The 15257-nt window shown below is 70.9% G+C and carries 12 protein-coding genes; all 12 read left to right on the plus strand.

Annotated features, from left to right (window positions below; genetic code table 11):
• Window positions 1-93: 93 nt before the first annotated feature.
• On the plus strand, window positions 94-2199 hold the full coding sequence (gene uvrC / locus VE614_RS26180; protein WP_324942044.1) for an excinuclease ABC subunit UvrC: 2106 nt from the start codon (window positions 94-96) through the stop codon (window positions 2197-2199).
• Complete coding sequence (rapZ, locus tag VE614_RS26185) at window positions 2196-3239, plus strand: RNase adapter RapZ (protein WP_324942047.1); 1044 nt, start codon at window positions 2196-2198, stop codon at window positions 3237-3239. The genes uvrC and rapZ overlap by 4 nt, the downstream gene beginning before the upstream one ends.
• On the plus strand, window positions 3236-4303 hold the full coding sequence (locus tag VE614_RS26190) for a uridine diphosphate-N-acetylglucosamine-binding protein YvcK (RefSeq protein WP_324942050.1): 1068 nt from the start codon (window positions 3236-3238) through the stop codon (window positions 4301-4303). Before rapZ ends, VE614_RS26190 begins: the two co-directional genes overlap by 4 nt.
• Complete coding sequence (gene whiA / locus VE614_RS26195; protein ID WP_086170825.1) at window positions 4294-5283, plus strand: DNA-binding protein WhiA; 990 nt, start codon at window positions 4294-4296, stop codon at window positions 5281-5283. Before VE614_RS26190 ends, whiA begins: the two co-directional genes overlap by 10 nt.
• Before the next feature lie 178 nt (window positions 5284-5461).
• Entirely contained in the window at window positions 5462-8416 is a 2955-nt protein-coding gene (locus VE614_RS26200; RefSeq protein WP_324942055.1) for a M14 family metallopeptidase, read from the plus strand.
• A 207-nt stretch (window positions 8417-8623) separates the two neighbouring features.
• Window positions 8624-9631, plus strand: coding sequence for a type I glyceraldehyde-3-phosphate dehydrogenase (gap, locus tag VE614_RS26205; RefSeq protein WP_324942058.1), 1008 nt, complete (start codon window positions 8624-8626; stop codon window positions 9629-9631).
• 188 nt (window positions 9632-9819) lie between these two features.
• Window positions 9820-11046, plus strand: a complete 1227-nt coding sequence (locus VE614_RS26210) for a phosphoglycerate kinase (RefSeq protein WP_324942061.1) — start codon at window positions 9820-9822, stop codon at window positions 11044-11046.
• A 6-nt stretch (window positions 11047-11052) separates the two neighbouring features.
• A complete protein-coding gene (gene tpiA / locus VE614_RS26215; RefSeq protein WP_324942064.1) occupies window positions 11053-11829 on the plus strand; it encodes a triose-phosphate isomerase in 777 nt (258 codons plus the stop codon).
• Between the two features lie 112 nt (window positions 11830-11941).
• Window positions 11942-12169, plus strand: a complete 228-nt coding sequence (secG, locus tag VE614_RS26220; protein WP_043499836.1) for a preprotein translocase subunit SecG — start codon at window positions 11942-11944, stop codon at window positions 12167-12169.
• A 228-nt stretch (window positions 12170-12397) separates the two neighbouring features.
• Window positions 12398-12733 (plus strand): RNA polymerase-binding protein RbpA, encoded by a 336-nt coding sequence (locus VE614_RS26225; RefSeq protein ID WP_003957010.1) that lies wholly within the window; start codon window positions 12398-12400, stop codon window positions 12731-12733.
• A gap of 138 nt (window positions 12734-12871) precedes the next feature.
• Window positions 12872-14137, plus strand: coding sequence for an MFS transporter (locus VE614_RS26230; RefSeq protein WP_324942101.1), 1266 nt, complete (start codon window positions 12872-12874; stop codon window positions 14135-14137).
• A gap of 71 nt (window positions 14138-14208) precedes the next feature.
• Window positions 14209-15257: glucose-6-phosphate isomerase (pgi, locus tag VE614_RS26235; protein ID WP_324942104.1), on the plus strand; the 1049-nt coding region annotated here is incomplete at its 3' end.

The following is a 15257-nucleotide window of genomic DNA, read 5'->3' on the forward strand; positions in this document are numbered from 1 at the left end:
GACGAGTGCCCTCCCCTGCGTCATCTCGCGGAAGGCCGCGGGCACCGGCCACGGCCCGCCGGAGTGTCGGTCCTCGCCAGTAGGGTGTGAGACATGGCCGACCCCTCCAGCTACCGCCCCGAGCCGGGACAGATCCCGGACTCCCCGGGGGTGTACAAGTTCCGGGACGAGCACCGCCGGGTGATCTACGTCGGAAAGGCGAAGAGCCTGCGCCAGCGCCTGGCCAACTACTTCCAGGACCTGGCGAACCTCCACCCGCGCACCCGCTCCATGGTGACCACGGCCGCGTCCGTGGAGTGGACGGTGGTGTCCACGGAGGTCGAGGCCCTGCAGCTGGAGTACTCCTGGATCAAGGAGTTCGACCCCCGCTTCAACGTCAAGTACCGCGACGACAAGAGCTACCCGTATCTCGCGGTGACGATGAACGAGCAGTTCCCGCGCGTGCAGGTGATGCGCGGCCACAAGAAGAAGGGCGTCCGCTATTTCGGGCCGTACGCGCACGCGTGGGCCATCCGGGACACGGTCGACCTGCTGCTGCGCGTCTTCCCGGTGCGCACCTGCTCGGCCGGCGTCTTCAAGAACGCCGCCCGCACCGACCGCCCCTGCCTGCTCGGCTACATCGGCAAGTGCTCCGCCCCCTGCGTCGGCCGGATCTCCGCCGACGACCACTGGGACCTGGCGGACGAGTTCTGCGATTTCATGACGGGGCGCACGGGCACGTACCTGCGCCGTCTGGAGAAGCAGATGGCGGAGGCCGCCGAGGAGCTGGAGTACGAGCGGGCGGCCCGGCTGCGCGACGACATCGAGGCCCTGAAGAAGGCCATGGAGAAGAACGCGGTCGTGCTCGCCGACGCGACCGACGCCGATCTGATCGCGGTCGCCGAGGACGAGCTGGAAGCGGCCGTGCAGATCTTCCACGTGCGCGGCGGCCGGGTGCGCGGCCAGCGCGGCTGGGTCACCGACAAGGTCGAGGAGATCACCACCGGCGCCCTGGTCGAGCACGCCCTCCAGCAGCTGTACGGCGAGGAGACCGGCGACGCGGTCCCCAGGGAGGTCCTGGTGCCCGCGCTGCCCGACCCGGTCGAGCCCGTCCAGCAGTGGCTCACCGAGCGCCGCGGCTCCGGCGTCTCCCTGCGCATCCCGCAGCGCGGCGACAAGAAGGCCCTCATGGAGACCGTGCAGCGCAACGCCCAGCACGCGCTCGTGCTGCACAAGACCAAGCGCGCCTCCGACCTGACCACGCGCTCGCGCGCCCTGGAGGAGATCGCCGACGCCCTCGGCCTGGACAGCGCCCCGCTCAGGATCGAGTGCTACGACATCTCGCACCTCCAGGGCGAGGACGTGGTGGCCTCCATGGTCGTCTTCGAGGACGGGCTCGCGCGCAAGAGCGAGTACCGGCGGTTCCAGATCAAGGGCCGGGCCGGGGACACGCAGCTCTGGCACGGCACCGGGCAGGACGACGTCCGCTCCATGCACGAGGTGATCACCCGCCGCTTCCGGCGTTATCTGGCCGAGAAGGAGAGGACGGGGGAGTGGGCCGAGGACGGTGAGCCCGGTCTCGCCGGCGGCACGGACGCGGCGCCCTCGCTCACCGAGGACGACGGCCGCCCCAAGCGGTTCGCCTACCCGCCGCAGCTCGTCGTGGTCGACGGCGGCCGGCCGCAGGTCGCGGCGGCCCGGCGGGCCCTGGACGAGCTGGGCATCGACGACATCGCCGTCTGCGGTCTCGCCAAGCGCCTGGAGGAGGTCTGGCTGCCCGGCGAGGACGACCCGGTCATCCTGCCCCGCACCAGCGAGGGCCTCTACCTGCTGCAACGCGTCCGCGACGAGGCCCACCGGTTCGCGATCACCTACCAGCGCAGCAAGCGGGGCAGGCGCATCAGGTCGAGCCCGCTGGACGACGTGCCCGGACTCGGCGCGACCCGCAAACAGGCGCTGATCAAGCACTTCGGTTCGGTGAAGAAGCTGCGATCCGCGACAATCGACCAGATCTGCGAGGTTCCCGGTATAGGCCGCAAGACGGCCGAGACCATCGCCGCGGCCCTCGCTCAGGCGGCTCCGGCCGCACCCGCCGTGAACACGGCGACCGGAGAGATCATGGATGACGTGGAAGACGGGGCACCCGAGACGACGGCGGATGCCCCAGGGGAGCCCGTGCCCACGGGCGCCCCGGACGAGCGACGGGGGCAGGAGACATGACCGAGCACGAGACACAGCCCACAGCGGGGCCGCAGCGCGCGACCGGGAATCCGGAAGCCCGGACGGCCCACGCCCAGGAAACACCCAGGGAGTCCGGTGAGAGCCGGACCCGTCAGGAGTCCCAGAGCAACGGAGCGCAGGTGAACACGGGCGTCGAGGCCAACGGGGTCCCCGAGGCGGCCATCCCGGAGCTGGTGATCATCTCCGGCATGTCCGGGGCCGGCCGCTCCACGGCCGCGAAGTGCCTGGAGGACCTCGGCTGGTTCGTCGTCGACAACCTGCCGCCCGCCCTGATCCCCACCATGGTGGAGCTGGGCGCCCGCTCCCAGGGCAACGTCGCGCGGATCGCGGTCGTCGTCGACGTGCGCGGCCGTCGCTTCTTCGACAATCTGCGCGAATCCCTGGCCGATCTCGACACGCGCGGCGTCACCCGGCGGATCGTCTTCCTGGAGTCCTCCGACGAGGCCCTGGTGCGCCGCTTCGAGTCGGTGCGCCGTCCGCACCCGCTCCAGGGCGACGGCCGGATCGTCGACGGCATCGCCGCCGAGCGGGAGCTGCTGCGCGAGCTGCGCGGCGACGCCGACCTGGTGATCGACACCTCCAGCCTCAACGTGCACGAGCTGCGCGCCAAGATGGACGCCCAGTTCGCCGGCGAGGAGGAGCCCGAGCTGCGGGCCACCGTGATGTCCTTCGGGTACAAGTACGGGCTGCCCGTCGACGCCGACCTGGTCGTCGACTGCCGCTTCCTGCCCAACCCGCACTGGGTCCCGGAGCTGCGCCCGTTCACCGGTCTGAACGAGGAGGTCTCGGGCTATGTCTTCAACCAGCCCGGCGCCAAGGAGTTCCTGGACCGGTACGCGGAACTGCTCCAGCTGATCGCGACCGGATACCGCCGGGAGGGCAAGCGGTATGTGACCATCGCGGTCGGCTGTACCGGCGGCAAGCACCGCTCGGTCGCGATGTCGGAGAAGCTGGCCGCCCGCCTCGCGGCCGAAGGGGTGGAGACGGTGGTCGTACACCGGGACATGGGACGCGAATGACCGGACGTTCTCCGCGGCTGAGCAGACTGCGCCGCGCCCTCCCCGAGGGCCGCGGCGGGCGGTCCGCCGAGCCCCGTGGCGGCAGGGCGCGCCGTCGGGGGGCCCAGCCCAAGGTGGTCGCCCTCGGCGGCGGCATGGGCCTGTCCGCCTCGCTCGCCGCGCTGCGCCGGATCACCGGTGACCTCACCGCCGTCGTCACCGTGGCCGACGACGGCGGCTCCAGCGGGCGCCTGCGCGACGAGCTGGGCGTGCTGCCGCCCGGTGACCTGCGCAAGGCGCTGGCCGCGCTGTGCGGGGACGACGACTGGGGCCAGACCTGGGCCCGGGTCATCCAGCACCGCTTCCAGTCCCAGGGCGACCTGCACGAACACGCGGTCGGCAATCTGCTGATCGTCGCCCTGTGGGAGCAGCTGGGCGACCATGTGCAAGCCCTGGACCTGGTCGGCAAGCTGCTCGGCGCGCACGGGCGGGTGCTGCCCATGTCCGCCGTACCCCTGGAGCTCCAGGCCCTGGTCAAGGGCCACGACCCGGACCGGCCCGACGACGTCGACACGGTCCGCGGCCAGGCCACCGTCGCGCTCACCCCCGGCGAGGTGCAGTCCGTGCACCTCGTCCCGCACGACCCGCCCGCCGTCCCGGAGGCCGTCGCGGCCGTCCTGGACGCGGACTGGGTGGTGCTCGGCCCCGGCTCCTGGTTCTCCTCCGTCATCCCGCACCTGCTCGTGCCCGAGCTGCTGGACGCCCTCGTGGAGACCAAGGCGCGCCGGGTCCTCTCCCTCAACCTCGCTCCGCAACCCGGAGAAACCGACGGCTTCTCCCCGCAGCGTCATTTGGAGGTTTTGGGACGACACGCCCCTAAACTCGCCCTGGACGTGGTGCTGGCCGACGAGGCCGCCGTGCCCGACCGCGACTCGCTGACCGACGCCGCCAAGCGTTTCGGGGCCGCGGTCGAGCTGGCGCCGGTGGCGCGGAGGGACGGATCTCCTCGGCACGACCCCGAGCTGCTGGCCGCCGCGTACGACCGTATTTTTCGGATGCATGGAAGGATCGGCCCATGGCGATGACGGCAGCGGTGAAGGACGAGATCTCCCGGCTCCCCGTCACCCGGACCTGCTGCAGGAAGGCGGAGGTCTCCGCCATTCTGCGGTTCGCCGGCGGCCTCCACCTGGTCAGCGGGCGCATCGTGATCGAGGCGGAGCTGGACACCGCGATGGCGGCCCGGCGGCTCAAGCGGGACATCCTGGAGATCTTCGGGCACAGCTCGGAACTGATCGTGATGGCCCCGGGCGGGCTGCGCCGCGGCTCGCGCTACGTGGTGCGGGTCGTCGCGGGCGGCGACCAGCTGGCCCGGCAGACCGGCCTGGTGGACGGCCGCGGCCGGCCCATCCGCGGGCTGCCCCCGCAGGTCGTCTCCGGGGCCACCTGTGACGCGGAGGCGGCCTGGCGCGGCGCCTTCCTGGCGCACGGCTCGCTCACCGAGCCGGGCCGCTCCTCCTCCCTGGAGGTGACCTGCCCGGGTCCGGAGGCCGCGCTCGCGCTGGTCGGCGCCGCCCGCCGGCTCTCCATCGCCGCCAAGGCCCGCGAGGTGCGCGGCGTGGACCGCGTGGTCGTCCGGGACGGCGACGCGATCGGCGCCCTGCTCACCCGGCTCGGCGCCCATGAGTCGGTGCTGGCCTGGGAGGAGCGCCGGATGCGCCGCGAGGTGCGGGCCACCGCCAACCGCCTGGCCAACTTCGACGACGCCAACCTGCGCCGCTCCGCCCGCGCGGCGGTCGCCGCGGGTGCCCGCGTCCAGCGCGCGCTGGAGATCCTCGGCGACGACGTCCCCGAGCACCTCGCCGCGGCCGGCCGGCTGCGGATGGAGCACAAGCAGGCCTCCCTGGAGGAGCTGGGCGCGCTCGCCGACCCGCCGCTCACCAAGGACGCCGTGGCGGGCCGTATCCGCCGGCTGCTGGCCATGGCCGACAAGCGCGCCGCCGACCTGGGCATCCCGGGCACGGAGGCCAACCTTTCCGAGGAACTGGCCGACAACCTCGCGGGCTGACCCTCCGTCAACCTCTCGCCACCACCTCGTCAACACGCCGGTGCCGACGTCCGAACGGGCGTCGGCACCGGCGTGTTCGCGGCCGGGAGTCTCCCTGGAGGCACCCTTGACTCGATCATGATCTGTCATGAGCCTGGCACCTATTCGCCGCTGTGGCGAACCACCAGCAGGGGGGTTCATGAGACACAGAGCGAGATCGATCCTCGCTATCGGCACGCTCCTGATCGGCGGAGCGAGCATCGCACCCATCGCCCAGGCGCAGAACGGACGTTCCCCGGGAACCGGCGCCGAGGAAGTGAAGGTGTTCCGCGCCGAGGTCACCAAGCAGCAGATCCCGTTGCTCCTGGCGGCCGGGCAGGACGCCCACGAACTCGGCGAGCAGGCCCCCGACCGGGGTACCGCCTCCGTCGAGGTCTACCTCACCGACAAGCAGGCCGCGCAGCTGGAGCAGAAGGGTGTCGACCTGAAGGAGCACACCCTCTCCGCGAAGGCACGCGCGCGCGTGGCAGCCGCCGCGGACGGCGTCTACCGGCCGTACAGCGGACCGGGCGGCATCAAGGAGGAGATCCTCAGGACCGGGCAGCGGCACCCCGGCCTCACCAAGGTGGTCTCCCTCGGCAAAACGATCCAGGGGCAGGACATCCTCGCCCTGAAGCTCACCAAGAACGCCAAGAAGACCAAGGACGGCGCCAGGCCCGCCGTGCTGTACCTGTCCAACCAGCACGCGCGTGAGTGGATCACACCGGAGATGACCCGCCGGCTGATGCACCACTACCTGGACAGCTACCGCACAGACAAGCGCGTCAAGAAGATCGTCGACACCACCGAACTGTGGTTCGTCATCTCCGCCAACCCCGACGGCTACGACTTCACCCACGCCGCCGACGGCGACCGCCAGTGGCGCAAGAACATGCGCGACATCAACGGCGACGGCGCCTTCACGGTCGGCGACGGCGTCGACCTCAACCGCAACTTCGCCTACAAGTGGGGCTACGACGACGAGGGTTCCTCCCCCTACCCCACCAGCCAGACCTACCGCGGCGCCGGACCGAACTCCGAGCCCGAGACCCAGGCCATCGACCGCTTCCAGAAGCGCATCGGCTTCGAGTACGGCATCAACTACCACTCCGCCGCCGAGCTGATCCTCTACGGCGTGGGCTGGCAGGTCGCCACCGAGACCCCGGACGACGTGCTCTACAAGGCGCTCGCCGGCACCCCCGAGAAGCCGGCGGTCCCCGGATACCACCCGCAGGTCTCCTCCGAGCTGTACACCACCAACGGCGAGGCGGACGGTCACGCGGCCAACGTCAACGGCACCGCGATGTTCACCCCGGAGATGTCGACCTGTCAGACGGTGTCGAACGCGGACCCGAACGACGCGTGGAAGGCCGAGGACTGCGCGTCGGTCTTCACCTTCCCGGACGACGAGAGGCTGATCCAGCAGGAGTTCGCGAAGAACATCCCGTTCGCGCTCTCCGTCGCCGAGTCCGCCGCCCGCCCCGACCAGCCGAAGTCCTCGGTCGGCACGGCCGCCCCGGACTTCACCCCGGCGGCGTTCACCACCTCCTACTCGCGCGGCGCCCACCAGGAAGTCTCCGTCGTCGCCCGCAAGTCGGTGCGCGACAAGGAGCTGAAGTACCGCGTCGACGGCGGCCGGGTCGAGGACATGGCCCTGCGGCCCTGGAAGGGCGGCGAGACCTACGGCGGCGAGGACAACCTGTACTTCGACGAGTACCGCGCGAGGGTCGCCGACGGCGAGCCCGGCGACAAGGTCGAGGTCTGGTTCACCGGCGAGACCCGCTCCGGCAAGCGGACCGAGAGCGAGCACTTCACCTACACCGTCGCCGAGCGGCCCCGCGCGGACGTCCTCGTCGTCGCCGAGGAGGGCCAGGCCGCGACCCACGCCCAGACCTACGTGGACGCGCTGAAGGCCAACGGCGAGAAGGCCGTCGTCTGGGACGTGGCCCGGCAGGGCGCCCCCGACGCGCTCGGCGTCCTCGGCCACTTCGGCACGGTCGTCCACTACACGGGCGCCGCGCGCCCCGGCAACGCCACCCAGCTGGAACTGCGCGCCTACCTCAACGAGGGCGGCGAGCTGATCGAGGCGGGCGAGAGCGCCGGCGGCTCCGTCGACCTCGGCGGGGGCACCCTGTCGAACGACTTCAGCCAGTACTACCTGGGGGCCTACACCCGTACGACCCTCCCCGGGGTCACCGGCTTCGACGGCACGGGCGCCCTCGCGGGCCTGAAGACGCCGCTCGGCGACGCGCCCGGCAACCCGCTGAACGCGGCCGGATCCTTCGGCGTCACCTCCGAGACCCTGCCCGTCACCACGTTCCCGCAGTTCGCGAGCGCGGGCGCCGGCCGGTACCCGGGCACGGTCAACCCGTACGGGCCGTACGCGGGCACTTCCATGGCCGCCGTCACGCACTCCGACTACGCCTGGAACCGCCTCACCCGCACCGTGGACCTCACCGGCGTCAGCGCCTCCGACCGGCCCGCCCTGCGCACCCGCCTGCTGTGGAACACCGAGCAGGGCTACGATCACGCGCTGCTGGAGGCCCGTACCGCCGGAGCCGACGACTGGACCACCCTCCCGGAGGCGGGCGGCGCCACCGGCACCGCCGTGCCCGCCGAGTGCGAGGCCGGGTACTTCATCCAGGCGCACCCCGCCCTCGGGCGGTATCTGACGCTCGGTGACGACGGCTGCGCGCCCACCGGGACCAGCGGCGCGTGGCACAGCCTCACCGGCGCCTCAGCGGGCTGGCAGGAGGTTTCCTTCGATCTTTCGGCATACGCCGGCAAGACGGTGGAACTCTCCCTGAGCTATGTCACCGACCCCGGCTCCGGCGGCCACGGCGTGCTCGTCGACGACGCCTCCGTCGTCATCGGCGGCACGGCACGGCAGACGGACGGCTTCGAGACGTCGCTCGGCGCCTGGTCCACCCCCGGCCCGCCGGCCGGCAGCCCCGCGGTGGTGCGGGACTGGGGCCGTTCCGGGGAGCTGTTCAGGACGTACGGCGCGGTCACCACGGACGACACCGTGCTGCTGGGCTTCGGCCTGGAGCACGTCACCGCGGCGGCCGACCGGACGAGGCTGATCGGCCGGGCGCTCACCGCGCTCGACGACTGACGGCGGGGCCGGCGCACCTGAGCGCGACCCGCCACAGTTGAGCCGGTCCGTACCCCTACTGGCGGGTACGGACCGGCCTGCCGTGTATGGGCCGTCTCGATGTCACCCCGGAGGCTTCGGGGAGGTAGGGTCGGAGGCGGTCGGGGACATCCCAAATAGAGCTCGCCGGCGACAATGGAGCCGGCGTACCAACGAGGAGATCGGTTCGTGACGATCCGCGTAGGCATCAACGGCTTTGGCCGCATCGGTCGTAACTACTTCCGCGCGCTGCTGGAGCAGGGTGCAGACATCGAGATCGTGGCTGTCAACGACCTGGGTGACACCGCGACCACCGCTCACCTGCTGAAGTACGACACCATCCTGGGCCGTCTGAAGCAGGAGGTCACGCACACCGCCGACACGATCACTGTCGACGGCCACACCATCAAGGTGCTCTCCGAGCGCAACCCCGCCGACATCCCGTGGGGCGAGCTGGGCGTCGACATCGTCATCGAGTCGACCGGCATCTTCACCAAGAAGGAAGACGCCGAGAAGCACATCGCCGGCGGCGCCAAGAAGGTCATCATCTCCGCCCCGGCGAAGAACGAAGACGTCACCATCGTCATGGGCGTCAACCACGAGACCTACGACCCGGCGAACCACCACGTCATCTCCAACGCCTCCTGCACCACCAACTGTGTGGCGCCGATGGCCAAGGTCCTCGACGAGAACTTCGGCATCGTCAAGGGCCTGATGACGACGGTGCACGCGTACACGAACGACCAGCGCATCCTGGACTTCCCGCACAAGGATCTGCGCCGCGCCCGTGCCGCCGCCGAGAACATCATCCCGACCACCACCGGTGCCGCCAAGGCCACCGCGCTGGTGCTCCCGCAGCTCAAGGGCAAGCTGGACGGCATGGCCATGCGCGTCCCGGTCCCGACCGGCTCGGTCACCGACCTCGTCGTCGAGCTGTCCCGCGAGGTCACCAAGGAAGAGATCAACGCCGCCTTCCAGAAGGCCGCCGAGGGTGAGCTGAAGGGCATCCTCGAGTACACCGAGGACGAGATCGTCTCCTCCGACATCGTCAACGCCCCGGCGTCCTGCACCTTCGACTCCTCCCTGACCATGGTCCAGGAGGGCAAGAGCGTGAAGGTCATCGGCTGGTACGACAACGAGTGGGGCTACTCCAACCGCCTCGTCGACCTCACGGTCTTCGTCGGCGGCCAGCTCTGATCGGCTGAAGCAGGCACCTTGAAGTGAGAGCAGGGCTCGGGCCAGGCGCAGGGACGCGCGGCCCGGGCCCTGACTCACGTCACGACCGGCCCGCCTCTCTAGGATCGGTCCTGGTCATCGGCACGAGCCATCCGGTCACGAGCCATCCGGTCACGAGCCAGAACGAGCCTCCTCAGGAGCCCCCTGATATGAAGACGATCGACGAACTCCTCGCCGACGGGGTCGCGGGCAAGCGGGTCTTCGTCCGCGCCGACCTCAACGTGCCGCTGGACGGCACCACCATCACCGACGACGGCCGCATCCGGGCGGTGCTGCCCACCGTCAAGGCCCTCGCCGAGGCCGGCGCCCGCGTGGTCGTCGCCTCCCACCTCGGCCGCCCCAAGGGTGCCCCGGACCCGGCCTTCTCGCTCGCCCCGGCCGCCGCCCGGCTCGGCGAACTCCTCGGCGTGGACGTCGCCTTCGCCGCCGACACCGTCGGCGACTCCGCCACGTCCACCGTCGCGGGCCTCGCCGACGGCCAGGTCGCCGTCATCGAGAACCTGCGCTTCAACGCGGGCGAGACCAGCAAGGACGACGCCGAGCGGGACGCCTTCGCCGAGCAGCTCGCCGCCCTCGCCGACGTCTACGTGGGGGACGGCTTCGGCGCGGTGCACCGCAAGCACGCCTCGGTCTTCGACCTGCCGAAGAAGCTCCCCCACTACGCCGGCCACCTCATCGCCACCGAGGTCGGCGTCCTGAAGAAGCTCACCGAGGACGTCCAGCGCCCGTACGTGGTCGCCCTCGGCGGCGCCAAGGTCTCCGACAAGCTCGCCGTCATCGACCAGCTTCTCGGCAAGGCCGACCGCCTCCTCATCGGCGGCGGCATGGCCTACACCTTCCTCAAGGCCAAGGGCTACGAGGTCGGCATCTCCCTGCTCCAGGAGGACCAGATCCCGGTCGTCACGGAGTACATGGAGCGCGCCGAGAAGAACGGCGTCGAGCTGGTCCTGCCGGTCGACGTCCTGGTCTCGTCCGAGTTCCCGGACCTGAAGACCAAGGCCCCGGCCAACCCCACCACCGTCGCCGCGGACGCCATCCCCGCCGACCAGGAGGGTCTGGACATCGGTCCCGAGACCCGCAAGCTGTACGCCTCTAAGCTCGCCGACGCGGCCACCGTCTTCTGGAACGGACCGATGGGCGTCTTCGAGCACCCCGACTACGCCGAGGGCACCAAGGCGGTCGCCCAGGCCCTCATCGACGCCCCGGGCTTCACCGTGGTCGGCGGCGGCGACTCCGCCGCGGCCGTCCGCACTCTGGGCTTCGACGAGAAGGCTTCTTCCGGCGGAACATTCGATCACATCTCGACCGGTGGCGGCGCCTCCCTCGAATACCTCGAGGGCAAGACGCTCCCCGGTCTCGCCGCACTGGAGGACTGACCACACATGAGCACGCGCACGCCGCTGATGGCGGGCAACTGGAAGATGAACCTCAACCACCTGGAGGCCATCGCCCACGTCCAGAAGCTCGCCTTCGCCCTCGCGGACAAGGACTACGAGGCCGTCGAGGTCGCCGTCCTGCCGCCCTTCACCGACCTGCGCTCCGTGCAGACCCTGGTCGACGGCGACAAGCTCAAGATCAAGTACGGTGCCCAGGACATCTCGGCGCACGACTCCGGCGCCTACACCGGCGAGATCTCCGGCTCGATGCTGGCCAAGCTGAAGTGCACGTACGTGGCGATCGGCCACAGCGAGCGCCGCCAGTACCACAACGAGACCGACGAGATCGTCAACGCCAAGGTCAAGGCCGCCTTCAAGCACGGCCTGACCCCGATCCTGTGCGTCGGCGAGGAACTGGAGGTCCGCGAGGCGGGCAACCACGTCGCCCACACCCTCGCCCAGGTCGAGGGTGGTCTGAAGGACCTCCCGGCCGAGCAGGCCGAGACGATCGTGATCGCCTACGAGCCCGTGTGGGCCATCGGCACCGGCAAGGTCTGCGGCGCCGAGGACGCCCAGGAGGTCTGCGCCGCCGTCCGCGGCAAGATCGCCGAGCTGTACTCGCAGGACGTGGCCGGCAAGGTCCGCATCCAGTACGGCGGCTCCGTCAAGGCCGGCAACGTCGCCGAGATCATGGCGCAGGCCGACATCGACGGCGCGCTGGTCGGCGGCGCCTCGCTGGACGCGGACGAGTTCGTCAAGATCGTGCGCTTCCGCGAGCAGTGAGTCGACCAGTGAGTATGCGGTAGCGGCGTAACGTCGTACCCTTGCGGGGGCACAGCCGGAGCTGTGCCCCCGTCGTCCATCCGAAGCCGAGGAAGTTGGTCCAGCCGTGGTTATGGGGTTCTCGATCGCCCTGATCGTCTTCAGCCTGCTGCTGATGCTGCTGGTGCTGATGCACAAGGGGAAGGGCGGCGGCCTCTCCGACATGTTCGGTGGCGGCATGCAGTCCTCCGTCGGCGGCTCCTCCGTCGCCGAACGCAACCTCGACCGCATCACCGTCGTGGTCGGTCTGCTGTGGTTCGCGTGCATTGTCGTGCTCGGCCTTCTGGTGAAGGTCGGCTGAACGACCCGGCGACCCGGCCGGCCTCCCGCAGGTCAGCACGATTCCGCACGTAACGCCCCATGTTCGGTACGCGCCCCGGAGCGCGGCCTATCATGGGGCTTGCGTCTGAGTGCGGGGTCTGTAACTCCAAACACTGGACGCGCGTTGGGCCTTACGTAGACTGGGGCGCTCGCAGCGAAGCGAAACGCCGACGCGCTTCGCGGCACCATCACGCAGGGAGTTACGACCGTGGCAAGTGGCAACGCGATCCGAGGAAGCCGGGTCGGGGCGGGGCCGATGGGTGAGGCCGAACGCGGCGAGTCCGCGCCGCGTCTGCGCATCTCCTTCTGGTGCTCCAACGGGCACGAGACGCAGCCGAGCTTCGCCAGTGACGCGCAGGTTCCCGACACCTGGGACTGCCCGCGCTGCGGCTTCCCGGCCGGACAGGACCGGGACAACCCGCCGGACCCGCCGCGCACCGAGCCCTACAAGACGCACCTCGCGTACGTCCGGGAGCGGCGCAGCGACGCGGACGGCGAGGCGATCCTCGCCGAGGCGCTCGCCAAACTCCGGGGCGAGATCTGAGAGACGACGACCGGCCGGGTACCTGAAGGGTGCCTGGCCGGAGCTGTTTCCCCCACCGCCGGCGGACCGCTCGCGGACCGATTGTCAGTGGTGCCCTCTACGGTGTGCGCACCAGGCGAATCGTGCGGGGGAGTGCTGATGACGGCCGAGGCGAAGGGCAGGTCCGCGCCCTTGTGGCGCGGGGGATTCGGACGGTTGTGGAGCGCCGCCGTGCTGTCCGGCTTCGGGGACGCGCTGCGGACCGCCGCGCTGCCCCTGCTGGCCGTCACCCTGACCGACGAACCGCTGCTCATCGCGGCCGTCACCGCCTGCGGCCAGTTGCCCTGGCTGCTCTTCGGGCTGCTCGGCGGCGCCGTGGCCGACCGGGTGGACCAGCGGCGGGCCATGTGGACCGTGGACGCCGTACGCGGACTGCTGGTCGCCGGCTTCGCGGTGGCCGTGGCGCTCGGCCATGCCTCGATCCCTCTGCTGATCGTGCTGGCCTTCACCCTGACCACCCTCCAGACCCTCTTCGACAACGCCGCCACCGCCCTGCTGCCCGCCGTGGTCCCCCCGGACGCGCTCGGCAGTGCCAACGCCCGTCTGATGACCGGTCAGCGGATCGCGGGTGGTCTGCTCGCCGGGCCCGTGGTACCGCTGCTGCTCGTCGCCGGCGCCGCCCTGCCGTTCGCGGCCGACGCCGTCACCTTCCTGCTGGCCGCCGCACTGGTCGCCACCCTGCGCACCGCCGCGCCCGACCGCGCGGCCGGACCGGCGGGCAGCACCCTGCGCCGGGAGATCGCGGACGGGCTGCGTACCCTCGGCCGGGACCGGGCGCTGCGCGGACTGTGCGCCGCCACCGCCCTGTGCAACATCGGCATGGGCGCCCTCATCGCCACCCTGGTGGTCCTGGTGACCGACTGGCTGCGCGCGGGCGAGACGGGATACGCGGTGGCGCTGACCGCGTACGCCGTGGGAAGTCTCGCCGGGGGAGCGGTCAACGGCCGGATCGCCGGCCGTGTCGGGCGGCTGCGGGCGGTGCTGCTCGCCGGGACCGCGCAGCTCGGCGCGCTCGTCGTCATGGGATCGGTGCGCAGCACGGTCGCGCTGGTGGCCGCGCTCGCCGTGTTCGGTTTCATGGGGATGGTGTGGAACGTCAACACGACCACGCTGATGCAGCAGCGCAGTCCCGCCGGAATGCTCGGCCGGGTCAGCTCCGCGCACCGGACCCTCGCGGTCGCCGGGGCCCCGCTGGGCGCACTGCTGGGCGGCGCGGTCGCCACCGCCTGGGGGGCGAACACCCCCGCCCTGCTCGCGGCGGCCTTCTTCGCCCTGTCCGTCGCCGCGCTGATACCCGCGAGCCGGCCGGACGTACCCGTTGTTGTCCCCGACGACGGCGTCACGACAGCTCGGGGCCACCACTGATCAATTAGGTTGGGACCGGCAGCGGGGCAGGCGCGCAGCGCCAAGGCACGGAGGAAGGCTGAAGTTTCCAGATGAACGCAGACGGCCGTACGAGGCTCAACCGGACGCCCGAGTGGACCGCGCTGGCCAAGCACCGCGAACAGCTCGGCGAGGTGCGGCTGCGGGAGCTGTTCGCCGCCGACCCCGGACGCGGCAGCGGGTACACGCTCCAGGTCGGCGACCTGCACATCGACTACTCCAAGCACCTCGTCACCGACGAGACGCTGCGACTGCTGCGCGAGCTGGCCGTCGCGACCGACGTGTTCGGGCTGCGCGACGCCATGTTCCGCGGCGAGCGGATCAACACCACCGAGCGGCGGGCCGTGCTGCACACCGCGCTCCGGGCGCCGCGCGACGCGGTGGTCGAGGTCGACGGGGAGAACGTGGTCCCCGCCGTGCACGCGGTCCTCGACCGGATGGCCGACTTCGCCGAGCGGGTCCGCTCCGGGGCGTGGACCGGCCACACCGGCAAGCGCATCCGCAACGTCGTCAACATCGGCATCGGCGGCTCCGACCTCGGCCCCGCGATGGCGTACGAGGTGCTGCGCAGCTGCACCGACCGTGATCTGACGGTCCGTTTCGTCTCCAACGTCGACGGCGCCGACCTGCACGAGGCCATCCGCGACCTGGACGCGGCCGAGACGCTGTTCGTCGTGGCGTCGAAGACCTTCACCACCATCGAGACGGTCACCAACGCCACCTCGGCCCGCAACTGGCTGCTGCGCGAGCTGAACACCGGCCAGGAAGCCGTGGCCCGGCACTTCGTGGCGCTGTCGACGAACGCCGAGAAGGTGGCGGACTTCGGCATCGACACGGCCAACATGTTCGAGTTCTGGGACTGGGTCGGCGGGCGGTACTCGTACGACTCGGCGATCGGCCTGTCCCTCATGATCGCCATCGGCCCGGCCCGCTTCCAGGAGATGCTGGACGGCTTCCGCCTGGTCGACGAGCACTTCCGCACCGCGCCCCCCGAGGCCAACGCCCCGCTGCTGCTGGGCCTGCTGGGCATCTGGTACAACAACTTCCACGACGCCCAGTCGCACGCCGTGCTGCCGTACAGCCACTACCTGTCCAAGTTCAC

It is taken from the genome of Streptomyces sp. (assembly GCF_035645055.1).
Lineage (GTDB): Bacteria > Actinomycetota > Actinomycetes > Streptomycetales > Streptomycetaceae > Streptomyces.